Below are 22,993 nucleotides of genomic sequence, written 5' to 3' on the forward strand. Positions count from 1 at the left end.
GGGCCGACCGGCCACTGGGGATGTCGGCGTGTGATGGCCGGCAGATTACTCTGCCGGTCCCTTGTTGTCGCGGCTGGCGATCTCTCGCAGCCATTTGCGGTGGTGCCGCCATGCCCATCCGCCGGTGACCGTACCCCGCGTCATGGCGCGCAGCGTGCCGCGTGTCCAGACCGCCGCATAGACATGCAGGATGAAGACCAGCAGGATCAGCACAGCCGAGATGGCATGAAGCAGGACGGCCACCCGGCGCACCGGAACGCTGACCAGATGGCCCACGACCTGCTGCCAGATCAGGACACCGGTGACGATCAGCAGGACGATCAGCCCGGTCATCGCCCAGAAGACGAACTTCTGGCCCGGGTTGTACTTGCCCAGTTCGGGCAGCGCATCCTCGTTGCCCTTCACGACATCGCCGATCCGGGTGACCCAGGTCGTGTCCTCGGGCTTGGGCATGTTCAGGCGCCACAGCTTGACGAACAGCAGCATGAAGCTGAGGAACAGCACCACGCCGACGATGGGATGCAGCCAGCGCGTCGTCTGCCCGCCGCCGAAGAGACCGGTGAGGAAATACAGCGACGGGTCGAACAGGGCCAGCCCGGACAGGGCCAGCACGATCAGGCACAGCGCGGTCAGCCAGTGGTTCGCGCGGGTAAAGCCGCGATACCGACTGACCGTCACCGGCGCCGTGCTGTCGATGCGATCCCCGCGTTCCGAGTAGTAGGGGCGCGGCGCCATCAGACCTGCCCCCCGTGATGCGGATCATCGTCGGACAGGCGTCCCTTCACCAGGGTATCGGCGGCCTGTTCGTCATGCTCCTCGACCTCGTTTCCGCGGGCGAAGAGGCCGTGCAGCGTCGCCCCGATCGCGGCCAGGCCGATGACGGCCAGGCCCGCGGTCTTGGTGACACCCTTCCAGCCCTCGACGATGGGCGAGATGCGGGGATTTTCCTCCAGATCGTTGTAGATCTGCGGCTTGTCGGCGTGATGCAGGACATACATCACATGGGTGCCCCCCACGCCCGCCGGGTCGTACAGGCCGGCATTTTCGTATCCGCGTGACTTCAGGTCCTCGATCCGTTCGGCGGCATGGGCTTTCATGTCATCCTTGGTGCCAAAGACGATGGCCTGGGTGGGGCAGGCCTTGGCGCAGGCCGGGCCCTGTCCCACTGCAATACGGTCGGAACACAGGGTGCACTTGTAGCTCTTGTGGTCGACCTGGCTGATGCGCGGGATGTTGAATGGGCATCCGGTCAGGCAATAGCCGCAGCCGATGCAGTTTTCCTGAACGAAATCGACGATGCCATTCGAATACTGCACGATGGCGCCGGGCGCCGGGCAGGCCTTGAGGCAGCCCGGATCCTCGCAATGCATGCAGCCGTCCTTGCGGATCAGCCATTCCAGATCGTCCGTCTCGGGGTTCACCCATTCGGAGAACCGCATCAGGGTGAACATGTTCGGCGTCAGGTCGTGGGGGTTTTCATAGACCCCCACGTTTTCCTCCACATCGGGATGGGTCTGGTTCCATTCGATGCAGGCGGACTGGCAGGCCTTGCAGCCGATGCACTTGGACACATCGATCAGCTTGGCCAGCTTGGTCAGCTGCCGTTCGGGCGCAGGAACGTTGCGCGTGGCCGAGATGCGGACGATGTCGCCCGCATTGTAATAGGCCTCGGTCGGCTGGACCGGCGGGTTCGACGCCGCGGTCGTGGGGGCGGTGGCGATATCCTTCATGCGACCGGCTCCTCTGCTGCGGGTTCGATGTTGACCAGGAAGGCCTTGAATTCGGGCGTGTCCACATTGGCGTCACCCACGAAGGGCGTCAGGCTGTTCGGCCCCCACCCCTTCTTGGCGGCACCCATGAAGCCCCAGTGCAGGGGAATGCCCACGACATGGACGATCTTGCCGTCGCAGGTCATCGGGCGGATCCGCTTGGTCACGACCGCCTTGGCCCAGACCTGGCCGCGCTTGCTCCAGACCCTGACGCGCCCGCCCTTGGCGATGCCCCGTTCCGCCGCCAGTTCCTCGCTGATCTCCACGAAGAACTCGGGCTGCAACGCGGCGTTCACCGGGTTGTGCTTGGTCCAATAGTGGAAATGCTCGGTCAGGCGATAGGAGGTGGCGACAAAGGGGAACTCGTCGCTGGAGCCGAGCCGGCCCACGTCGCTCTCGAACATCCGCGCCACCGGGTTCCCGCGCATGCGCGGGTTGAACACGTTGGCCATCGGGCTTTCGAAAGGCTCCATATGGGTCGGGAAGGGCCCGTCCCGCATCATGCCCCGGCTGAAGAGGCGCGAGACCCCTTCCTGGTTCATGATGAAGGGCCCGACCACGTCCGGCGGAGCGGTGGGCGAGATGTCGGGGACGTCATAGCCCACCCACCGCTCGCCGTTCCACTCGATCAGCTTGCGGCTTGGATCCCAGGGCTTGCCCTGAAGATCGGCCGAGGCGCGGTTGTAGAGGATGCGCCTGTTCGCCGGCCAGGCAAAGGACCAGTTCAGGAACATGCCGGTGTCGTCGGGATCGGAATTGTCCCGGCGCGCCATCATGTTGCCGTCCTCGGTCCAGCTGCCGGCATAGATCCAGCAGCCCGCCATGGTCGTCCCGTCGTCGCGCAGCTGGCCAAAGCTGGACACCTGCTGGCCCGCCTGAAGCACCGGCGCGCCCGTCGCCGGATCGGTCAGATCCGCCAGCGCACGGCCGTTCATCTCGCGCGCCAGTTCCTCGGGCGAGGGTTCGTCGGGATCGGCATAGTTCCAGGTCAGGTTCAGGATCGGGTCCGGGAAGGCCCCGCCTTCCTGGCGATAGAGCTCGCGCACCCGCAGGAAGATCTGCGCCATGATCCAGGTGTCGTACTTGGCCTCGCCCGGCGGGGTCGCGCCCGGCCAGTGCCATTGCAGCCAGCGGCCCGAGTTGACCAGCGCGCCCTCGTCCTCGGCAAAGCAGGTCGTGGGCAGCTCCAGCACCTCGGTCTGGATGCTGGCGGTGTCCACGTCGTTATGCGCGCCGTGGTTCTGCCAGAAATGCGAGGTTTCCGTGGACAAGGGGTCCATGACCACCAGCATCTTCAGCCTGGACAGCCCGCGCGTGACCTTTTCCCGGTTGGGGATGGACAGCATCGGGTTGAAGCCCTGGCAGAAATACAGGTTCACCCGGTCATGGTTCATCAGCTCGAACATGCGCAGGATGTCGTAGGCGGGGACATCCAGCTTGGGCAGGTATTCATAGGCCCAGTCATTCTCGGCCGTGGCGGCATCGCCCCACATCGCCTTGAGGAAGCTGACCATGAACTTGGGATAGTTCTGCCAATAGCTGGTCTGGCCCGGCTGCAGCGGCTTGAAGGTCCGCGTGGACAGGTAGGTCTCCCAGTCCGTTTCCTTTTCCGTCGGGATGTTCAGGTATCCCGGGATCAGGTTCGACATCAGGCCGATATCGGTCAGGCCCTGGATGTTGGAATGCCCGCGCAACGCGTTCATCCCGCCGCCGCGGACGCCGATATTGCCCAGGATCAGCTGCAGCATCGCCATGCCGCGGATGTTCTGGGCGCCCTTGGAATGCTGGGTCCAGCCAAGCGCGTACATCGAGGTCATGGTCCGGTCGGGCGCCGAGGTCTCGCCGATCATCTGGCAGACGGTCAGGAACTTGTCGCGCGGCGTGCCGGTGATGTTCTCGACGAATTCTGGCGTGTAGACATCGACATGCTTCTTCAGCATCTGCCAGACGCAGCGAGGGTCCTCCAGCGTCGGGTCGCGCAGCGCAAAGCCGTCCTCGCCGATCTGGTAATCCCAGCTGCTCTTGTCGAAGTCGCGCTTTTCCTCGTCATAGCCGGTGAACAGCCCGTCGGACCAGCCAAAGTCCTCGCGGACCAGGAAGCTGGCATTGGTGAAGGCGCGGACATAGTCCCAGTGGACCTTGTCGTTTTCCATGCACCAGCGGATCGCCCCCATCAGGAAGGCGATGTCGCTGCCGGGGCGGATCGGCGCATAGTAATCCGCCACCGATGCGGTGCGGGTATAGCGCGGATCGACCACGATCAGCTTGGCGCCACGATGCGCCTTGGCCTCCGTCACCCATTTGAAGCCGCAGGGATGCGCTTCAGCGGCATTGCCACCCATGACGATGACAAGGTCGGTATTCTTGATGTCGGTCCATGCGTTCGTCATCGCACCGCGGCCGAAGGTCGGGCCCAAACTGGACACCGTGGGGCCGTGTCAGACGCGCGCCTGGTTGTCGAAGCCGACGATCCCCATGGAGCGGACCGTCTTGTAGGTCAGCCATGCGGTTTCATTGGTCGAGGCCGAGGCCGCCAGGAATCCCGTCGTCGTCCAGCGGTTGACGGGAACACCCGCCTCGTTGGTGGCGATGAAATTCGCGTCGCGATCATCCTTCATGGCGCGGGCGATCCGGTCCAGCGCCGCGTCCCAGGTGATCTCCTCGAAGCGGTCGCTGCCCGGCTTGCGGATGCGCGGATGCGTCAGGCGCGTGGGCGCATGGACGAAATCCTTCAGCGCGGCGCCCTTGGGGCACAGCGTGCCGCGGTTCGTCGGGTGATCGGCATCGCCCTCGATGTGCAAGAGCTCGGCAGTCTCGCCGGCCTTCACGTCACCCTTGGAATACATGATGATCCCGCAGGCGACCGAGCAATAGGGGCAGGTGTTGCGCGTTTCCGTTGTCGTGGCCAGCCGGAAGGTGCGCACCTGCGCCGCCTCGGCTGCCTCGGCCTCGCCGAAGCCCATGGCTCCAAGCGACGTTGCCGCAACCCCCGCACCCGCAAGCCTCAGAAAGCCGCGGCGCGAAAGGTCGATATTCATGGGGACCCCCTCTGCCTGTCGAATAGATAGGTACAACCATATCGTCCGCCGCCACGCACGCTAAGTCAAGATGCGGCCGCTTGCGCCTTGGGGCCGGGGCTTGCTAGAAGGGCCCGACAAGCCGATGCGCCGGGCGCGCTCGGGCCGATCGGTTCCGCCGCGACGCGGGGGCTTGACGACACGGCGCGAGGCCCGGCCAGCGGGGTCCGCCTTCCGCATGTCCCGTCCCACCGCAACAGGTTCCTTACACATGACCGTTCGTTTTCTCGCTGCGCTTCTTGCTGCCTCCGTTGCCCTGTCCGGTGCAGCCAAGGCGCAGGATACCCTGTATTTTTCCGCCATCCCGGACGAGGACGAGACGCGCCTGACTGAGCGTTTCAGCGCCGTCGCGGAGTACCTGTCGGAGGAGCTGGATGTGCCCGTCAAGTTCGTCCCGGTGAAGTCCTATCCCGCCGCCGTCACCGCCTTCCGCAACGACCAGGTGCAGTTGGCCTGGTTCGGCGGCCTGTCGGGTGTGCAGGCGCGGCTTCTGGTGCCGGGCGCCCGCGCCATCGCGCAGGGTGATGAGGACACGCAGTTCGTCAGCTATTTCATCGCCCATACCGATACCGGGCTGGAGCGGTCCGAGGATTTCCCCGAGGCCGCCCGCGGGATGACCTTCACCTTCGGCGCCAAGACCTCGACCTCGGGGCGGCTGATGCCGGAACACGCGATCCGCGAGAATACCGGAGAGGCGCCGGAGGAGTTCTTCGACCGCGTGGGCTTCTCGGGCGATCACAGCCAGACGCTGCGGCTGGTCGCCTCGGGCGCGTGGCAGGTCGGTGCGCTGAATTTTGCCGTCTATGATCAGGCAGTTGCCGATGGTGCCCCCGAGGTGGAGACGGCAAAGGTCATCTGGCAGACGCCGCCTTATCCCGACTACAACTGGACCATCCGCGGTGACGTGGATGCGCGGTGGGGCGAGGGTTTTGCCGATCGCGTGCAGGCGGCGCTGGTCGGCATGGACGATCCCGACCTGCTGGCGGCCTTTCCGCGCCAGGCCTTCATTCCGGCCGCGAACGGGGATTATGCCCCGATCGAGGAGGTCGCGCGTCAGCTTGACCTGCTGGAGTGAGACCTGTCCATGCAGCTGCTGGACGGCGCCGATCTGGGCTATGGCGGGACCACGGTCCTTCAGGGCGTGCGTCTTAATGTCGCGCCGGGAGAGCGGCTGGCCCTGCTGGGGCGCAGCGGCTCGGGCAAGTCGACGCTGCTGGCGGCGCTGAGGGAGGCGATTCTGGCGCGCGGCCTGCGGGTGGCGCTGGTGCCGCAGGACACCGCGCTGGTCCCGCAGCTGAATGCCCTGCGCAACGTGCTGATGGGACGGCTGGACGATCACGGGGCGCTTTACAACCTGCGCACGCTGATCCGCCCCCGCCCGGCCGACCGCGATGCGGCGCTGGAGGCGCTGGACCGCGTCGGCCTGCGGCCCGAGGCGCCCCGCGCGGTCGAGGGCCTGTCGGGCGGACAGAAGCAGCGCGTCGCCCTGGCGCGCGCGCTTCATCGGGGCGGCGATGTCATCCTGGGGGACGAGCCGCTGTCCGCTGTCGATCCGCGCCAGGCCGAGCTTCTGGCCGGGGTGATCCGCAGCGCCTTCCCGACCGCTGTTCTGGCCCTTCATGACGTGGCCATCGCCCGCGCCTTTGCCACCCGCGTCATCGGGCTGCGGGACGGCGCGTTCCTGTTCGACCTGCCGGTGGCGGAACTGGATGCAGCGCGGATCGAGGCGCTCTATGGGCGCTAGCCTCTCGCGCCTTGGCATCGTCGCCGGGTTCCTGGCCGTCGCCCTGCTGTGCCTGCCGCTGGCGGACCTGGCCGTCGCGGGCCACGACCCTTGGGCGGCGCTGGCCCGCATGGGGCGCGGTTTCCTGACGCCCGAGTTTGGTGCCATCGAACAGATCGCCCGCGCCGTCGCCCTGACCCTGGCCTTTGCCATGGTGGGCGTGGCCTTGGGCGGCCTTGCGGGGCTCTGTTTTGCGCCCTTCTACCGACTGCGGGCTGTGCGGGGGCTGGCGATTGCCCTGCGCTCGGTCCATGAGCTCTTCTGGGCGCTGCTGCTGCTGCAGGTCTTCGGGATCAGCGTCTGGTCGGGCATCCTGGCCATCGCACTGCCCTATGCCGGGATCTTCGCCAAGGTCCTGTCCGAGATCCTGGACGAGGCCGATCCCCGCCCGGCCGCCTTGCTGGGGCCGCGCGCCGACCCGCTGACGCGTTTCCTGTGGACGCGCATCCCTCTGGCCCGGCCCGAGATGGTGAACTATGCCCTTTATCGGCTGGAATGCGGGCTGCGCTCCTCGGCGGTGCTGGGCTTCATCGGGCTGCCGACGCTCGGCTTCCAGCTGGACAGCTTTTTCCGACAGGGCGACTACGGCGCGGCGGGCGCGGTGATGGCGGTCTATATCGCGCTGATCGCGACCGTCCGGCTGTGGATGCGCCCAAGGCTGGTGATCCCCTGGCTGGCCGCGGCCGTGATGATGCTGACGACGGTGCAATCGCCGCCGATGGGGCAGGGGGCGCTGTGGCGGTTCCTGTCCGACATCGTGCCGGCACCCCTGCGTCAGGGCGATCCGGCGGGGCTGCTGCCCTGGCTTGGCAACCTGCTGGGCGGGGCGATCCTGCCGGGGCTGCTGGCCACGCTGGTGGTGGCGCAGCTGGCGCTGATCCTGGCGGGGGCGGTGGCCTTTCTGGGGCAGGCGGTGATCGTGCCGCGCGTGACCGGGCGCGCGGGCGCCGCCGCAGGGCATCTGCTGCTGGTGATCCTGCGGTCCTTTCCCGAATACATGCTGGCCTATCTGTTCCTGCAGGTCTTCGGACCGTCTATGCTGCCGGCGATTCTGGCGCTTGGGCTGCACAACGGGGCGATCATCGGGCATCTTCTGGGCCGCCAGGCGGCGACGCTGGCGCTGCGGCCCGATGCGCCGCGCGGGCTGACCCTATGGGGATGGGAGATCGTGCCGCGCCTCTTCGGCAACTTCCTGGCGCTCTGCCTGTACCGGTGGGAGATCATCATCCGCGAATCCGCGATCATGGGCATTCTGGGCATCGCCACCCTGGGCTTCTATCTGGACGACGCCATCGGAGAGCTGCGGATCGACCGGGCAGTCGTGATCCTTGCCGCCACCGGGCTGGTGACGGTCGGGGTCGATGCGCTGTCACGTGCGATCCGCGCCAGGCTTGGCGCGGCATCGTTGCGGATGTCGGACAGCCGGCAGGCCGTGAGGGCCCGCCAGGCGACCGGCTGCTAGCGCCTAGTGCAGGGCCACTTGGGCGGCCGGCTGGCGCACCGCACAGGAAAAGGCCAGGAACTTGCCGTCGTCGTTCGACACCAGGTCGCCCAGGGGCTGCGGCGTCCAGCCGAGGCGCGAGGCCATGCGCAGGAAGGCCGGTGGCCCCAGGAACAGGCATTCCGACGCGCCCACCCGGTGCAGGTAGTCGTTCGCCACCTCCAGGATCTGCTCGGCCAGACCCGGCAGAGGAAGGGCGGCAAAGCGCGTCAGCTCCCAGGCCTGGGGATCGACGGGCGGCTCGTCATGGCACAGGTTCGTCGGCATTCCCGGCAGCAGCCCCAGATGGGCGTCGCGGATCATGTAGGAATAGACGACCGCCCCGTCGCCCAGGGACTTGTCCGTGCGTTTCAGCCGCGCGCCGCCGACCGCCTGCCCGTCGCGATGCGCGATGACATAGGCGGTGTCATAGGTGTCGTACTGCTCGAACTCGATGCCCTCGGCGTGGTGAAGCGGCCAGGCCATCCGGTCGACGAAGATCTGCTTGCGCAGCTTGAGAAAGCTCGTGACCAGGTCGAACCGGGCCATATCGCGCGGCAGGCTGATCAGTTCCACCTGCACGCGCGCCATGTCATGTCCTGTCATCGCGCCGCTCACTGCCGATAACCTTCCGGCAGCTTCGCCAGCCCCAGGAACTGGCGTCCCCCGGTGACCTTGTTGGGCAGCCACAATCCCCAGGACGTCACCTCGACCTTCAGGACGCCCTCTTCGGCATAAGCGTCGAAATAGGTCAGCATGGTTTCGACCATGTCGCGGCTGAATTCGGCGGTGGCCAGCTTCGGCTCCCTGATTCCAGATACCATCTGCGTGCTCCTTTGATTAACAGAAAGGTCTTAACGGGATGCTCCCGTCCGCGGCGTTTGTCGTGCCAAATCGGAGCAACCTGTCTTTTCAGCATGTCCGAAAAGGCATAACTTGTCTCGTGCGGCGCAAGAGGAACCCATGCTCACCGACCTGATCCCCAATTTCGACGAAGAGATCGCCCAGATGCATGCGCTGGCGCCGACCGGGTGGATCATGGGCTTCAACCTGACCTACAAGGGGCCGGAACACCTGTTCAACGCCTACCCGGACGCTTGGCGGGGGATCTATGAGGACAGGAACTATTTCTTCGGCGACCCGATTGCGATGTGGACCATGACCCATGACGGCGCGGCGCGCTGGTCCGAGGTGCGCATCCCCGACCTGCGCGGCGTGATGTCGGCCGCCCGGCGGTTCCGGCTGAATTACGGGGTCGCCATCTCGCGCAAGGTGGCCGGCAAGCGGTCCTTCCTGACGCTGTCGCATCCGGACCGGGAATTCACCGATGCCGAGATCGCCCATTGCAGCGCCAGGTTCCAGCTGTGGACCGACCTCGTGCTGAACCGCGCCGCGCTGACGCCGGCGGAACTGGACGTGCTGCGGTGCTTTCGCGACGGGCTGGGACAGCTGGACACCGCCACCCAGCTGGGCATCGCGGAATCCACCGTCAAGCAACGCGCGGTCAAGGCCTGCAGCAAGCTGGGCGCCAAGACCCGCACCCAGGCCGTCGCCATCGCCGTTGCCCGCAACTATCTGTAATATGGCCTTTTGGCCATAGGGTTTTCCGCGCCGTCGGTGCTGGTTTGACCGCTGGCTGAGCAACCGCTTGGCCGGACCGGCGGCCATGACCCGGCCACGCTCAGCCGAGGAAACTCCGCTTGGACGCTGCCGACGCGCCCGCGCTGGTCCTGTCGGTCAGGCCCGAACCGCATCCGCGGGGAGGGTCATGCGATCGTCGCGCACGCCCGACTGCGCGATGATCTCGGACACCAGATGCTCGCGGCGATAGGCCATGACATGCACGCCGCTGACGCCGGCGATCTGGCGGATCTGCTGGATCAGCTCGATGCAGATGCGCTTGCCCTCCTCGCCCTGATCGGTGGCCCCTTCCATTCGCGTGATCACCGCATCGGGGATATGAACGCCGGGAACGTTGTTGCGCATCCAGCGCGCCGCCTTGGCCGAGGCCAAGGGGCCGACGCCTGCCAGGATGAAGACGCGCTGTTCCAAGCCCAGATCACGGACACGGGCCATGAATCGTTCAAAGACCGGAATGTCGAAGATGTAGTTGGTCTGGATGAAATCCGCCCCCGCCTCGACCTTTTTCGCCAGCCGGTCGGGCCGCCAGTCCAGCGGCGCGATGCAGGGGTTTTCCGCAGCCCCCAGGAACATGCGGGGCGGACTGCTGATCCGGCGCCCCGACAGGAACACGCCATCGTCGCGCATGGTGCGGATCGTGCGCAGAAGCGAGATCGAATCCAGATCAAAGACCGGACGCGCGCCGGGCTGGTCACCCACGCCGACGCCGTCGCCTGTCAGGCACAGCACGTTGCGCACACCCATGGCCGCCGCGCCTAGGACGTCGCCCTGAATGGCGATCCGGTTCCGGTCGCGGCACGAAATCTGGTAGACCGTGCCCATGCCCGCGCGCGTCAGCAGAGCCGAGATGCCGATCGAGGACATGTGGCAGTTCGCGCCTGACGCGTCGGTCGCGTTGATGGCGTCGGCCACCTCGGCCAGCGGGCGCGCCGCCTCGAACACGTCGGCCGGGTCCGCGCTGTCGGGCGGGTTCAACTCGGCCGTGACCGCAAAATGCCCCTTGCGCAGCACCCGTTCAAGGCGGCTGCCCGACACGTGCCCCGGGGGCGGCTGGTCATAGCTGGGCTGCCAGCGCGCAAAGTCGGTCTGGGTGCTGTCGGTCAATGCCTGTTCCCCCTGTGGCTGGCGGAAGGCGGCTCGGGCGCCAGCGGTGCCGCGGCCGGTTCATGGGCGCGCGCGGTCGGAAAGGCCCGTGCGATCGTGTTGCGCGGCGCGTCAGACGGTCCCCCCGGTCGCGCCGCCTTTTCCCGCGCCACCCGCAACCAGGAGGAGGAGCCTTCAAGGCTGCGGTTCACCGGCGGCTGCACGTCATGGATCTTGCTGCCGCCCTGCATGCGCGCCGCGCCGTCCCAGGCCAGCACCCAGACGCAGCGCATCTGCGGCTTGACCTCGCAGAAGCCACCGGGCCGCACGCCGCCGCAGGGGCCGTTGCGCAGGTTCTTGGGACAGTTCATCGGACAGGACATGCCCGTCGAGGACAGCACGCACTGGCCGCACATCCGGCAGTCGAACAGCAGCCCCTTTGTCGCCTTCTCGACGGCGGCGACGGGACGTTCAAGCCGGTCGTAGCCGATCCGCCGGAACAGCGGGTCCAGCGCGACTAGGGCGGATTCGAACCGGGTATAGAACCATTCAAAGGCCCGTGCGTGGCGGATGGCGAAAAGACGGATGCGATACATGGGTCAAGCCTGGTCCTTGTGCCTGTCCAGGGGCGGGCAGGGCCGCCCGATCCTGCCGTCCCAGTGGGGACATGGTCCATGCGTCATGACGGCACCGCTGTGTCGGAGGCCATCTGCCGTGCCTGGTCACGGAGGGCGAATTTCTGGATCTTGCCGGTGGAGGTGCGCGGGATCGGCATGAAGACGATCCGGGCGGGGGTCTTGTAGGGGGCCAGATGCGCGCGGCACCAGGCCAACAGGGCGGCGCCGTCTGCCTGGCCCTCGGGCGTCAACTCGACAAAGGCGCAGGGACGCTCGCCCCATTTTTCGTCCGGCATCGCCACGACCGCGCAGACGGCGACTGCCGGGTGACGATAGAGCGCCTCCTCGACCTCGATGGACGAGATGTTCTCGCCTCCCGAGATGATGATGTCCTTGGACCGGTCCTTGAGCTGGATATAGCCGTCGGGATGGATGACCCCCAGGTCGCCGGAATGGAACCAGCCGCCCCGGAACGCCTCCTCGGTGGCCTTTGCATTGCGGAAATAGCCCTTCATCACGACATTTCCGCGGAACATGACCTCGCCGATGGTCTGCCCGTCCCGCGGCACCGGCTGCATCGTCTCGGGGTCCAGGACGTCCAGCCCCTCCAGCGGCAGATAGCGGACACCCTGCCGCGCCTTCAGTGCCGCCTGCCGGGCGGGGGGCAGGTCCGACCAGTCGGAATGCCAGTCGTTGACCACCGCCGGGCCATAGGTCTCGGTCAGCCCATAAAGATGCGTGACCTCGAACCCGGCCTCCTTCATGTCGGACAGGACCTTTTCGGGGGGCGGGGCGGCGGCGGTCATGAACTGCACGCTGCGGCCCAGATCGCGCCGGACCCCGGCCTCGGCCCCGATCAGCAGCGACATGACGATGGGCGCCCCGCACAGATGGGTGACGCCGCGTTCGGCCAGCGCGCTCCAGATCGGCTCGGCCCGGACCTGCCGCAGGCAGACATGCGTGCCGATCACCGCCGACATAGTCCAGGGAAAGCACCAGCCGTTGCAATGGAACATCGGCAGGGTCCACAGATAGACCGCGTGCTTGGCCATCGCCGTGGTCAGCGCGTTCCCCTGCGCCAGCAGATAAGCGCCGCGGTGATGCGACACGACCCCCTTGGGATCGCCCGTCGTCCCCGAGGTGTAGTTGATCGAGATCGCGTCCCATTCGTCCTGCGGCATCAGCCAGTCGAACTCGGGATCGCCCCCCGCCAGGAACGCCTCATAGTCCAGCCCGTCCGCCGGCACCGGGCCGCCCGCAAATTCCGGATCGTCGCTCGTCACGATCAGGGGCGAGACCGTCGCCAGGTCCAGGGCCTGCCGCAGCAGGGGCAGGAACTCCGTGTCCACGATCACGACCCGCGACATGGCATGGTCCAGCTGAAAGGCGATGGTGGCGGCATCCAGCCGGATGTTGATCGAATGCAGGACCGCGCCGCTCATCGGGACGCCGTAATGGCATTCCAGCATCGCCGGCACGTTGGGCAGCAGGACCGACACCGTGTCGCTACGCCCCATTCCCCTCTGGGCCAGGGCCGAGGCCAGCCGCCGCGACCGGGCGTAGAAGTTCCTGTAGTTGCGCTGCAGGGCGCCGTGGACGATCGCCGTGTGGTCCGGGAACACCGTCGCCGCGCGTTCCAGAAAGGTCAGCGGCGTCAGGGGCTGGTGATTGGCCGGATTGCGGTCCAGGCCGATGTTGTAGGGGTTGTCGACCATGGCCTCACCGATCCTCCCACTGGGGGCTGCGCTTGCCGATGAAGGCGTTGATGCCTTCGGCGGCATCCCGCGCCAGCATGTTCTCGACCATCACCGCCGAGGCATAGGCATAGGCCTCGGCCAGCGGCATCTCCTGCTGGGCATAGAAGGCGCGCTTGCCGGTGGCCAGGGTCATGCCGGACTTGGAGGCGATCTTGGTGGCCATGGCCTGCGTCTCGGATTGCAGGTCCTGGGCGGGGACCGCCCGGTTGACCAGTCCGATCTCCTCCGCGCGCGCGGCCGAGGTCATGTCGCCGGTCAGCAGCATCTCCATCGCATGCTTGTTGGCGACATTGCGTGACAGCGCGACCATGGGTGTTGAACAGAACAGCCCGATATGGACGCCGGGCGTGCTGAACCGCGCCGTATCCGCGGCGACGGCAAGGTCGCAGCTGGCGACCAACTGGCAGCCGGCGGCGGTGGCGACCCCCGCGACCTCGGCGATGACAGGCTTGGGGCAGCCGACGATGGCCTGCATCACACCCGAGCACATCGACATGATACGGGCGAAATAGGCCTTGCCCCCGTCCGGGCCACAGCGCCCGGCGGTCAGCTCCTTCAGGTCATGCCCCGCGCAGAAGGCGGGACCTTCCGCGGCCAGGATCACGACGCGCACCGCCGGGTCCGTGGCGGCATCGGCAAAGGCCGCGGCCAGGCCTTCCAGCATCGCCTCGGACAGGGCGTTGCGCCGCGAGGGGTCGTTCAGGGTCAGCCGGAGGATGCCGGCGCCGTCCAGATCGCGCAGCAGGATCGGGTTATCCGGCATGGGCGGCCCCTGCATCCGTCTGTGCGACGATATTGACCTCGACGCTCTCCGCCAGGCTGTTGGCAACAAAGCAGTAGCGATGCGCGCGATCCTGCATCTGGTCCATCGCCCGCGGCTCCACAGCGAACCCCGCATCGAACCGGACCCGGGGGTGCAGGTCGATGCGCGTCACGCACATCTGCCCTTTGGCGTTCTTGCCCAGATGGGCCACCGCGTGATCGTCATAGCTGGCCACGGGCCAGCCCGCCTTGGCGGCCAGTGCCAGGAAGGTCATCATGTGACAGCTGGACAGCGACGCTGCCAGGGCCTGTTCCGGATTGGTCAGGGCCGGATCGCCGCCCCAGTCAGGGGCGGCGTCGACGGGAAGTTCGATGCGGTCATTGAACCGCACCTTGTGCGCATTCGAATAGGCGCCAGGTCGAAGCGCGGGCGCCTCACGCTGCCAGTGCGTTTCAATCGACAGATCGGTCATGTCCAGTCGTCCGGGTATGAGGGTTGCGGTTCAGGCGGCGGCAAGGGTCTTCTTGGGATCGTAGAAGGGCTGTTCGACGATCGTGGCCTGCATCGATCCGGCCGGGGTCGTCACCTCGACCTTTGCGCCGATCTGGGCCGCATCCGCCGACAGCATCGCCAGCGCGATGTTCTGTTCAAGCCGCGGCGAATGGATCGCCGAGGTGACCTTGCCGACGACGTTCCCGCCCTGGGTGACGGGCCAGAAGGTCGTGTTCGGGCCGGTCAGCGGCGCGCCCTCGATCACCAGGCCGATCTGACGGCGGGACGGCCCCTCGGCCTTGATCCGGCGCAGCGCCTCCTTGCCGATGAAGTCGGCCTCGATGTCCAGGTTCACCAGGCGGCCCAGCCCCAGCTCATAGGGGTTGGTGTTGATATCGGCATCGGCGTGATAGGAGAGCATGCCGCCCTCGATGCGGCGGATCGAGGAGGTATGGCCCGGCTTCAGGCCAAAGGGCTTGCCCGCAGCCATGATTTTTTCCCACAATTCGTCACCGCGCGACCCGTCCTGCAGGAACAGCTCGTATCCCAGTTCGCTGGACCAGCCGGTGCGCGACACGATCAGCGGGATGCCGTCCAGTTCGACCTCGCGCAGCCAGTAATAGCGCAGGTCCATGATGCTGTCGCCGAACATCGCGCGCATCACCTCGCCCGATTTCGGACCCTGCAGCTGCAGGGGCGAGACGTCAGGCTCCCTGATCTGGACATCCATCCCGGAATGCACGGCCACACCCTGCGCCCAGAGCAGGATGTCGCTATCGGCCAGCGAGATCCAGTAATGGTTCTCGGCCAGGCGCAGCAGGATCGGGTCGTTCAGGATCCCGCCCTCGGCATTGGTGATCAGGATGTACTTGCACTGTCCCACGGCCATCTTGGACAGATCGCGGGGGGTCAGCATCTGGACGAACTTCGCGGCGTCCGGGCCGGTGATCTCGACCTGCCGCTCGACCGCGACGTCGCAGAGGATCGCGTCGTTGATCAGGTTCCAGAAGTTCTGGACCGGATCGCCAAAGTCGCGCGGGATGTACATGTGGTTGTAGACCGAAAACCCCGTGGCGCCCCACCGGACGGTGGCGTCGAAATAGGGGGACTTGCGGATCTGCGTGCCGAAACCGAAATCTTTTGTTTGGGTCATCTGACGTGTTCTTTCGAAAGAAAGGCCTGAACCAGCCGGGGGTGTCGTGAACAGCACGTAAATCTAAGCGCGGTTTACCCTGCGTCGCGGGCTGAAATGCGGCGCCCAAGCGTCCATCCGGACTGTTCTTGCGTCACCGCGCAGACCGTTCGGCCCTGTCGATCGCGCGCCCTTGCAGATGGACCGCCGCCCGTATCTGGAACGGACGGCGAGGACCGGGCCCACGGCCGTTTGGGCAGGGCCCGGTCGCACCCTTTCCTTCGGTCTCAGTCGGGTTGCAGGCCGGGCGCCGGGATGTTGTGCAGGTGGCAGAAGGCCAGCAGCGTGTTGACCAGAAGGCAGGCGATGGTCATGGGGCCGACGCCCCCCGGCACCGGGGTGATGGCCCCCGCGACATGGCGCACAGTGGCGAAATCCACATCGCCCACGATCCTGGTTCGGGCGCTGCCGTCCTCCTGCAGCCCCAGTTCCGGCGCCGGGATCCGGTTGATCCCGACATCGATCACCGTGGCGCCCGGCTTGATCCAGTCCGCCTTGACCAGGCCCGGCACGCCTGCGGCGGCGATGACGATGTCGGCCATCCGCGCCAGCTGGGGAATGTTGGTCGAGGATTTATGCGCCACGATCACCGTGCAGTCCGCGTTCAGCAGCAGGCGCGCCATCGGCTTGCCCACGATGTTGGAATGCCCGATGACCAGCGCGGTCTTGCCCTTCAGGTCGGGGTGAAGACGCTGCAGCATCAGCATGCAGCCAAGCGGCGTGCAGGGCGCGATGGCGTTTTGCCCGGTGCCGACCATGCCGACATTCGAGACGTGGAACCCGTCCACGTCCTTCAGGGGGTTGATGGCGTTGATGACCAGCGACGAATCCAGATGCGCGGGCAGCGGCAGCTGGACCAGGATGCCGTGGACCAGCGGATCGTCGTTTAGCCGCGCGATGACCTCCAGCAGCTCCTCGGCTCCGGTGGTGGCCGGCAGGCGGAACTCGAACGAGGCCATTCCCGCCTCGACCGCCTGCTTGGCCTTGGAGCGGACATAGATCTCGGAGGCGGGATCGCTGCCGACCAGCACGACCGCAAGGCCGGGGGTCAGGCCGTGGCTGTCCTTGATCCGGGACACCGCCTCGCGGACCTTCCGGCGCACGGCTTCGGCATGGACGCGGCCGTCGATCAGCTCGGCTTCCGTCTGGCACTGGATCTCGGTCATGCCATGCCTCCGTCGTGGGCTGCCCGGGCAGGGCAGAGGATGAGGGTGAGCAGGGGCCTGCAATGGATCGAAAGCGGCAAGGTGGACATCTCCTGTCAATTGTGGTCCGGGGTCAGGCTTGGGCGGCCCACTGGTCCCGGCAGCGTGGTTATGGTGCGCCGAACCGGCGCGCGCATGCCTTGGCGGATAGGGTCATCCGGACACGTCGGTTTCATGCGCAGCTGCAGTGTTTCCGAATTCAAAGGACGCGGCGGGCCAAATTCAGGACCGGAACGGTCCGATCGCCCCGTCATGGCGCATCCGCGCGACCGCTCAGGCGGGACCGGGCTCCCGGCGCATCAGCGCGGCCAGATCGGGCCGGGCTGATTTCACCTCGCGCGTGACGATATAGGTCATGTATCTCTGTATCCCCAGCTCGGCCTCCAGCATCTTCTCCATCAGCTCCTGAAAGGCCGGCAGGCTGGGGGTGAATATCTTGAGCACATAGTCCATCCCTCCGCCCGTTGCGACGCATTCGGTCACCTCCGTCATAGCGGCGATATGGGCCTCGAAGCGTTGAAAGTCCGACTTTCGATGTTGGGACAGCGACACGGTCACGACAACCTGGGAAAAATTTCCAAGCCGTTCCAGCGCGACATCCGCATGATATCCCCGGATCAGCCCCGCGGCCTTCAACCGGCTCAGGCGCGCCCAGCAGGGCGTCGGCGACAGGTTGACCATCTCGGCCAGCTTGGCCTTGCTCAGCTGGCCGCATTTCTGAACGGCCGCAAGGATGCGAATGTCGGTCGCATCAAGACCAATCCTGCTCATCTGTCTGTACCCGCGCTCTTCTGTCCCGCCGCGGCCCGGGGGCTGCCGCCCACGGCAACCGCAAGCCTGCCCCGCACATTCTCAACACGCAGCGCCGCCATTTCACAAGCCGGTTCGGAGGCTGCGGTTACCAGGCGTCGATCTCTTCGGCGACCAGGCGCTGCAGCGTCCAGATATATTCGTCGTGGATGCCCCATTCGGCCAGCCCGCGGGCAGTGCGCAGCAGGTATTCCGCCCCTGAACCCGCAGCCCCGGCCGCATGGGCCAGCCTGCGCGCCTGTTCGGCCACCGTCAGCCGGGCGACAGGCGCATCCACAGGGTCGGCATAGAAGGTCAGGGCAGTTTCGCGCCCGCGTTCGGTTTCGACCTCGATCCAGCAGGCATTTGCGGCCAGTTCATGGGCGACCAACTCGCGCCTGAGAATGCTTCGCAGGGACTGTGTCTCGGTCCCCTCGGCGATCTCCAGAACCAGCCCCTCGCAACTGCCGCCCGAGGCGAGGGCCAGCATCAGGCCGGGCCGCTCGGGCGTGCCCCGGAAATGGTCGAGGCTGAGGGAAAAGTCGCGGTGCCAGCCGATGGCCTGCCCCCGCCGCCGGGCCTGGACCTCGAAGCCGGGGTTCCAGATCAGCGATCCATAGGCGAAAACGGGGATGGGACGGGACCTGCCGGCGGTCAGCCGCTCGGCCAGGCTGTCCAGGTCCGCCTCCTCCAGCATGCGCCAGCCGGCCTTGTAAAGCTCGCCCTCGGCCGGGGCGACGCGCATCACGTGATCGTCCGACAGCACGAGTGGGCAAGTTCTTTGCATCGCGGTTCCGCCTGCCTGGTTGGCCATCGCGGCCCGGGATGCCGCCTCAGCGCCCCGCCGCGTCGGCATGATCTATCGCAGGGCGAACGAAACCGCCAGCCGCGATCCGAAGACCAGAACACAACGCCCGATCAGTCTGAACAGGACTGCGCATCCGGGTTCTGTCACTGGTCGTGACGGAAGACGTCGTAGAGGGCGGCGATGAGGATTGAGCCTGCCGGGGCGGACTGGCGGTTTCTGTCATGGACCACTGGGCCGTCGGGGGCAGGTCGTTTGACCCTCGATGCCCGGTTCCGATAGTCAATCATCAACACAGTTTGTTTGGACATTTGCGGTAAGCCCGTGCCAGATGAAATCTTTTGGTGCGAGAGTTTCAGAGTATGGCGGTGGATATGTGGGCGGGCCTGCCGGTTTCGGACGGCAGCAGATTTGATGCGATCGTTGTCGGTGCCGGGGCCGCCGGTGGGGTCGCGGCGGCGCGGCTGTGCGAGGCAGGGCTGAGCGTGGTGGTTCTGGAAGCGGGGCTGCCCCGGCCGCGTCCCGTGGATCCTTTCACCAGATCCCTGACGGCGGTGGCGCGGTTTCTTGAACGAACGGATGCCGAGAGCAGGCTTCCCCCGCGCGTCACGCGTTTTGGCGAACGCGCATTCCGCCTGCTGGGGCGCGTCCGCCAGCCCGTCCAGTCGCGCTGTTTCGCTTGGGCCATGGCGCCCGATATTCTGGTCGATGACCGTGCTGTGCCGTACGAGACCGAAGAAGGCAGCCGCTTTCTGTGGTTCCGGTCCCGGCAGCCGGGGGGGCGCATGCTGGTCCCGGGGCATGGCCGCCAGTATTATCGGCTGGCCGGGATGGCGCGGGCTGCCGACGACAGCAACCCGGGTTGGCCCTTTGAAGTTGAAGAACTGGATGCCTCCTATGCTTGGGTCGAGGACAGGCTGCGCCTGAGCGGCAGCGCCCGCCCCACGCCCGGCCCGCTGAGCAGCCGGCTGGCCCATATCCTGGAGCCGACGAAGTCCGAGCAAGTGATCATGGAGGTGATCCGGTCGCGTTGGCCGCAAGCGCAACCGGTCCTGGGAAGCTCGGCCCCGCCCCTCGCCTGGCTGGATCTGGCCGCCGAGACCGGCCGCCTGACGTGCCAAGCGGGCGCGGTGGTGCGGCGTGTCCTGAAGGATGAGCAGGGATCGGCTGCAGGTGTGGAATGGATCAACAGCCGCACCGGCGACATCCGGACCGTCCACGCGCCGATCGTCTTCCTCTGCGCATCGACGATTGAAAGCACCCGCCTGCTCCTGTCGTCGCGAGGGGACGGCGCGGCTTCTGGTACGGGGACAAGCTCGCCCGCGCTCGGCGCCTATCTCATGGATCATGCGGTGATGAGCGGGACGGGCTTCCGGTCCCGGCTGGACGATGTCCTTCCCGCGCAGTCAGAACCCGGCCGGTGCATCCATATCCCGCCGCACCCCTCGATGGACGGGTTCTTCAGCCTGCAGATCCACGTCCATTCCAGACCGGGCGGGGGGGCGCGAGTCGACATCGTCTGCTTTGCCGAGATGCTGCCGGACCCCATGAACCGGGTGACGCTTTCCCCATCGCGCCGCGACCGTTACGGCATGCCGGTCCCGGTCATCCGCTTCCGCCACTCCGAGGAACAGCATGCCATCGCCCGCCGCCAAGCCGAGATCATCCGGCAGCTGGCCGCGGATCTGGGGCTGACGGATGTGACCGTCAACAGCCGCCTGTCGCCCGGTGGAACAAGCGTGCATGAATGCGGAACCGCCAGAATGGGCACGGACCCTGCCACCTCCGTTGTGGATCCCCACAACGAATGCTGGGATGTACCGGGCCTTTACGTGACCGATGGCGCCTGCTTCCCCAGGCAGCATGTCCACAACCCGACCCTGACCATCATGGCGCTGACGGCGCGCGCCGCAGCGCATGCAGCGGCGCGCCAATCTTCGGCGATGCAGGACGATCAGTTCGCGCCGGATAGCTTGCGGGCGATCAACGCCATCAGGGGGGTGGGATAACGCAGCCCAAGCGTCACGATGCAGGTCCTGTCAAGGATATCGAGCGTCCGGGCACACATGTCCGGCGTGTAGGTGATGTCGCGCTTGGCCCAGGCCCAGGGGTTCATCTTGGGGTGGAAGGTTCGCTTCTGCAGGATCGGCTCCCAGTTCGTGTAGAGATGCTTTGAGCTGTCGCGCAGACGGTTGTGGACGCCGCGCCGGCCGGTCAGTTCGATCGCCTTCTCCCGCGTGGGCGCTAGGATCGACAGGCTGACGGCCGACCCCGGATCATTGTGCGGCGTGACCCTGAACTCCTGGCTTCCGGACAAGATCTCGGCCAGAACGGCGCGGCGCTTCTGCATCCGGCGCAGCATCGGGATGACCTTCTTCAGCTGGACGCTCAGCATGGCACCGTCGATCTCGGTGACCTTCATGTTCATGCCCACGAATTCCGGCTCGTTCAACCGGTCCCCGTGCTGGCGGACCAGGGAGCCCAGGTCATGATAGCTTCGGGCACGGATGAAATAGCGCTCGTCATTGGTCAGGACGGCCCCGCCCTCGCCGATGTTCATGTTCTTCATCTTGTTGAAGCTATAGGCGCCCAGGTCCCCGATCGCCCCGCAGTACCGGTCCTTGTAGGGGACCCCGACGCTCTGGCAGGCATCCTCGATGACGATCAGCCCATGCTCGCGGGCGATCGACATGATCGCATCCATGTCGCAGGGCGCGTTGACCATGTGCACCGGGATGATGGCCCGGGTATAGGGCGTGATCTTGGCGCGGATGTCCTCGGGATCCATGGTGAGGGTCTCGTCGATGTCCACCAGGACCGGGACCGCGCCGACCTGCACCGGCGCCGCCGCGGTGGCCATCCAAGTATAGGCCGGCACCAGCACCTCGTCACCCGGCCCGATCCCCGCCGCCGCCAGTGCCGCGACAAGCGCGCTGGTCCCGGAGTTGACGGCCAGCACATGCTGGGCTCCGACGGCCTCGCCCAGCTCCCGCTCAAAGCGGGAGGTCAGGCCCGCTCCCGGCTCATAGCGCAACAGATGACCTTTCGCGATGGCGCGTCCGGCTGCAAACCACTCTCTCAGGCCGACATCTGGCACTGGTCACTCCTTTTTCTCACCTGCACAGGAACGCACGCTTCGGGCGGTTGTTCAACGTCCCTACAGGGATATGAACAAGAGTTCTTCACCGGTCGTCGGACAGCACCTCGGGACACGGCGTCTGCGGTCACCCCTGCTCTCGGGGACAACGTTCGTCTAGCTCGGGAAGAGTGTCGGCGACTTCTGCCCCGGCCCTAACCGGCCGCCCTCTGGCGTGCCCTCCGGCATAGGCTAGAAGGTTTCAACCTGGTCCGTGATGAGTTCCCTGTCTCGATGCTGCCGATGGTCCCGGCTGCCTGATCATCTGTCCTCTCAAGCCGGAGAGCGACGAAGATGTGCATTGAGGTCCTGACAATATCCACGGCCGCGTCCAGCATCGCTTTGCGATCTATGGAAAATCCCGATTGCCGCAATGCGCGGGCCGAGGTATTTTGGGGCAGCCGAGACGGGATGACGGGGCCTTGCCGATATCTCCCTGTTGTCGGACATCATCGGTCTGGAGTGCGTGTTCATGAACGAAGTGCTCAGGCTGCCAGGTCTTGCTTGGCGTCGCGCTGTCAATTCGCTGGCGCTGCTTCGACATACGGGCCAGGTCGACGCCGTACTTGCCTCCTATCCGAAATCGGGACGAACCTGGTTCCGCTTCATCCTGTCGTCGTATCTGGCAGAGCGGTTCGGCCTGATGCCGGCGGTGGACCTGCACATGATGTTCAGGGTCATGCCGAATTTCGACATGGATCAGACGCGCGGCATCCCGGCCTTTGTCTTTGGCGCGCATCGGCCCCGCCCGCCCCTGGTGGCGGTCAGCCACCTTCCCTGTTCCCGGCTGCAGTTCCGCAACCCTCCGGTCATCTTCATGCTGCGCGATCCGCGCGACGTGATGGTGTCGGCCTATTTCCACGCAACGCGTCAAAAGCACCGCTTTCGCGGAGGGATGGAGCCGTTCCTGCGCGATCCTGATCAGGGCATCGCCGCGATGGTCCACTATCTGAACGGGTGGGCGTCCGGTCTGCAGCACCGTCGCCACCTGGTCGTCACCTATGAGGGCCTGACACGCGACCCGCAGGCCGAAACGGCGCGGGTGCTGGGTTTCCTGAACGTCGAGGTCGTGGCGGGTGAACTGGAACGCGCGGTCGCCGCAGGGCAGTTCCGCAACATGCAGATCCTGGAACAGGCCGACGGCCTGCCGGGGCATGAGTACGACCGGAGCGACCGTGAAAGCCTGCGCATGCGCCAGGGTAAGGTCAGGGGCTTTGCGGATTATCTGCGTCCCGCAGAGGTCGAGCTGATCCAGACCACCTGTGCCCGCGAGCTTTCCCCTGCGGCCCAGGAACTGCTGTCCCGCACCGGCTGGCGTGCAGGCTGACGAATGTACCGGTCCAGCGGACGATGGACCGCCGGCGCCGACCGGGTTTCTGCCCAACGGCGTGTCATGAGGAGCGT

General features: G+C 66.3%; 21 protein-coding genes. 6 read left to right on the forward strand and 15 right to left on the reverse strand.

Annotation, left to right across the window (positions count from 1 at the left end):
• Positions 1-45: 45 nt before the first annotated feature.
• The 3 genes from ACNR9W_RS17150 to fdnG are packed head-to-tail and all read right to left on the reverse strand — an operon-like array spanning position 46 to position 4,807.
• A complete protein-coding gene (locus ACNR9W_RS17150) occupies positions 46-735 on the reverse strand; it encodes a formate dehydrogenase subunit gamma (RefSeq protein ID WP_419269512.1) in 690 nt (229 codons plus the stop codon).
• Positions 735-1,730, reverse strand: a complete 996-nt coding sequence (gene fdxH / locus ACNR9W_RS17155) for a formate dehydrogenase subunit beta (protein WP_419269511.1) — start codon at positions 1,728-1,730, stop codon at positions 735-737. The genes ACNR9W_RS17150 and fdxH overlap by 1 nt, the downstream gene beginning before the upstream one ends.
• The gene (gene fdnG / locus ACNR9W_RS17160) at positions 1,727-4,807 is read right to left on the reverse strand and encodes a formate dehydrogenase-N subunit alpha (protein ID WP_419269510.1); all 3,081 of its coding nucleotides are present in this window, start codon (positions 4,805-4,807) and stop codon (positions 1,727-1,729) included. The genes fdxH and fdnG overlap by 4 nt, the downstream gene beginning before the upstream one ends.
• Before the next feature lie 250 nt (positions 4,808-5,057).
• Between fdnG and ACNR9W_RS17165 the strand changes: the two genes are divergently transcribed.
• Genes ACNR9W_RS17165 through ACNR9W_RS17175 form a run of 3 tightly spaced genes read left to right on the forward strand, consistent with a single transcriptional unit; the run spans position 5,058 to position 8,091 of the window.
• Entirely contained in the window at positions 5,058-5,921 is an 864-nt protein-coding gene (locus tag ACNR9W_RS17165; RefSeq protein WP_419269509.1) for a putative selenate ABC transporter substrate-binding protein, read from the forward strand.
• A gap of 9 nt (positions 5,922-5,930) precedes the next feature.
• Positions 5,931-6,590, forward strand: a complete 660-nt coding sequence (locus tag ACNR9W_RS17170) for an ATP-binding cassette domain-containing protein (RefSeq protein ID WP_419269508.1) — start codon at positions 5,931-5,933, stop codon at positions 6,588-6,590.
• Positions 6,580-8,091: a PhnE/PtxC family ABC transporter permease gene (locus ACNR9W_RS17175; RefSeq protein WP_419269507.1), complete on the forward strand. Its 1,512-nt coding sequence runs from the start codon at positions 6,580-6,582 to the stop codon at positions 8,089-8,091. Before ACNR9W_RS17170 ends, ACNR9W_RS17175 begins: the two co-directional genes overlap by 11 nt.
• Before the next feature lie 3 nt (positions 8,092-8,094).
• Here ACNR9W_RS17175 and ACNR9W_RS17180 read toward each other — a convergent pair whose 3' ends face one another.
• Both ACNR9W_RS17180 and ACNR9W_RS17185 read right to left on the reverse strand, forming a co-directional pair.
• Positions 8,095-8,700, reverse strand: a complete 606-nt coding sequence (locus ACNR9W_RS17180; RefSeq protein WP_419269506.1) for an acyl-homoserine-lactone synthase — start codon at positions 8,698-8,700, stop codon at positions 8,095-8,097.
• 23 nt (positions 8,701-8,723) lie between these two features.
• Complete coding sequence (locus tag ACNR9W_RS17185; RefSeq protein ID WP_419269505.1) at positions 8,724-8,933, reverse strand: hypothetical protein; 210 nt, start codon at positions 8,931-8,933, stop codon at positions 8,724-8,726.
• 139 nt (positions 8,934-9,072) lie between these two features.
• Here ACNR9W_RS17185 and ACNR9W_RS17190 point away from each other — a divergent pair, with 139 nt between their 5' ends.
• Positions 9,073-9,690: a helix-turn-helix transcriptional regulator gene (locus ACNR9W_RS17190; RefSeq protein ID WP_419269504.1), complete on the forward strand. Its 618-nt coding sequence runs from the start codon at positions 9,073-9,075 to the stop codon at positions 9,688-9,690.
• A 156-nt stretch (positions 9,691-9,846) separates the two neighbouring features.
• On the opposite strand, the gene ACNR9W_RS17195 is transcribed toward ACNR9W_RS17190, so the two are convergent.
• From ACNR9W_RS17195 to ACNR9W_RS17235, 9 genes are all read right to left on the reverse strand, one after another.
• Positions 9,847-10,854 (reverse strand): methylenetetrahydrofolate reductase, encoded by a 1,008-nt coding sequence (locus tag ACNR9W_RS17195; RefSeq protein WP_419269503.1) that lies wholly within the window; start codon positions 10,852-10,854, stop codon positions 9,847-9,849.
• Positions 10,851-11,429 (reverse strand): methylenetetrahydrofolate reductase C-terminal domain-containing protein, encoded by a 579-nt coding sequence (locus ACNR9W_RS17200; protein ID WP_419269502.1) that lies wholly within the window; start codon positions 11,427-11,429, stop codon positions 10,851-10,853. Before ACNR9W_RS17200 ends, ACNR9W_RS17195 begins: the two co-directional genes overlap by 4 nt.
• Before the next feature lie 83 nt (positions 11,430-11,512).
• Positions 11,513-13,165: an acyl-CoA synthetase gene (locus ACNR9W_RS17205; protein WP_419269501.1), complete on the reverse strand. Its 1,653-nt coding sequence runs from the start codon at positions 13,163-13,165 to the stop codon at positions 11,513-11,515.
• A gap of 4 nt (positions 13,166-13,169) precedes the next feature.
• Entirely contained in the window at positions 13,170-13,970 is an 801-nt protein-coding gene (locus ACNR9W_RS17210) for an enoyl-CoA hydratase (RefSeq protein ID WP_419269500.1), read from the reverse strand.
• Positions 13,960-14,442, reverse strand: a complete 483-nt coding sequence (locus ACNR9W_RS17215; RefSeq protein ID WP_419269499.1) for an OsmC family protein — start codon at positions 14,440-14,442, stop codon at positions 13,960-13,962. The genes ACNR9W_RS17210 and ACNR9W_RS17215 overlap by 11 nt, the downstream gene beginning before the upstream one ends.
• A gap of 30 nt (positions 14,443-14,472) precedes the next feature.
• A complete protein-coding gene (locus ACNR9W_RS17220; RefSeq protein ID WP_419269498.1) occupies positions 14,473-15,615 on the reverse strand; it encodes a glycine cleavage T C-terminal barrel domain-containing protein in 1,143 nt (380 codons plus the stop codon).
• Positions 15,616-15,881: 266 nt separating this feature from the next.
• Positions 15,882-16,820: a bifunctional methylenetetrahydrofolate dehydrogenase/methenyltetrahydrofolate cyclohydrolase FolD gene (folD, locus tag ACNR9W_RS17225; protein WP_419269497.1), complete on the reverse strand. Its 939-nt coding sequence runs from the start codon at positions 16,818-16,820 to the stop codon at positions 15,882-15,884.
• Positions 16,821-17,132: 312 nt separating this feature from the next.
• Positions 17,133-17,630, reverse strand: a complete 498-nt coding sequence (locus ACNR9W_RS17230) for an Lrp/AsnC family transcriptional regulator (protein WP_419269496.1) — start codon at positions 17,628-17,630, stop codon at positions 17,133-17,135.
• A 127-nt stretch (positions 17,631-17,757) separates the two neighbouring features.
• Positions 17,758-18,435 (reverse strand): gamma-glutamylcyclotransferase, encoded by a 678-nt coding sequence (locus ACNR9W_RS17235; protein ID WP_419269495.1) that lies wholly within the window; start codon positions 18,433-18,435, stop codon positions 17,758-17,760.
• Positions 18,436-18,797: 362 nt separating this feature from the next.
• On the opposite strand from ACNR9W_RS17235, the gene ACNR9W_RS17240 reads away from it, so the two are divergent.
• A complete protein-coding gene (locus tag ACNR9W_RS17240) occupies positions 18,798-20,462 on the forward strand; it encodes a GMC oxidoreductase (protein WP_458478785.1) in 1,665 nt (554 codons plus the stop codon).
• On the opposite strand, the gene ACNR9W_RS17245 is transcribed toward ACNR9W_RS17240, so the two are convergent.
• The gene (locus tag ACNR9W_RS17245) at positions 20,408-21,550 is read right to left on the reverse strand and encodes a DegT/DnrJ/EryC1/StrS family aminotransferase (RefSeq protein WP_419269493.1); all 1,143 of its coding nucleotides are present in this window, start codon (positions 21,548-21,550) and stop codon (positions 20,408-20,410) included. The two genes, ACNR9W_RS17240 and ACNR9W_RS17245, sit on opposite strands and share 55 nt — an antisense overlap.
• Positions 21,551-22,028: 478 nt before the next feature.
• Here ACNR9W_RS17245 and ACNR9W_RS17250 point away from each other — a divergent pair, with 478 nt between their 5' ends.
• Positions 22,029-22,916, forward strand: coding sequence for a sulfotransferase domain-containing protein (locus tag ACNR9W_RS17250; protein WP_419269492.1), 888 nt, complete (start codon positions 22,029-22,031; stop codon positions 22,914-22,916).
• Positions 22,917-22,993: the final 77 nt, after the last annotated feature.

Source organism: Paracoccus sp. T5 (genome assembly GCF_048538155.2).
Classification (GTDB): domain Bacteria; phylum Pseudomonadota; class Alphaproteobacteria; order Rhodobacterales; family Rhodobacteraceae; genus Paracoccus.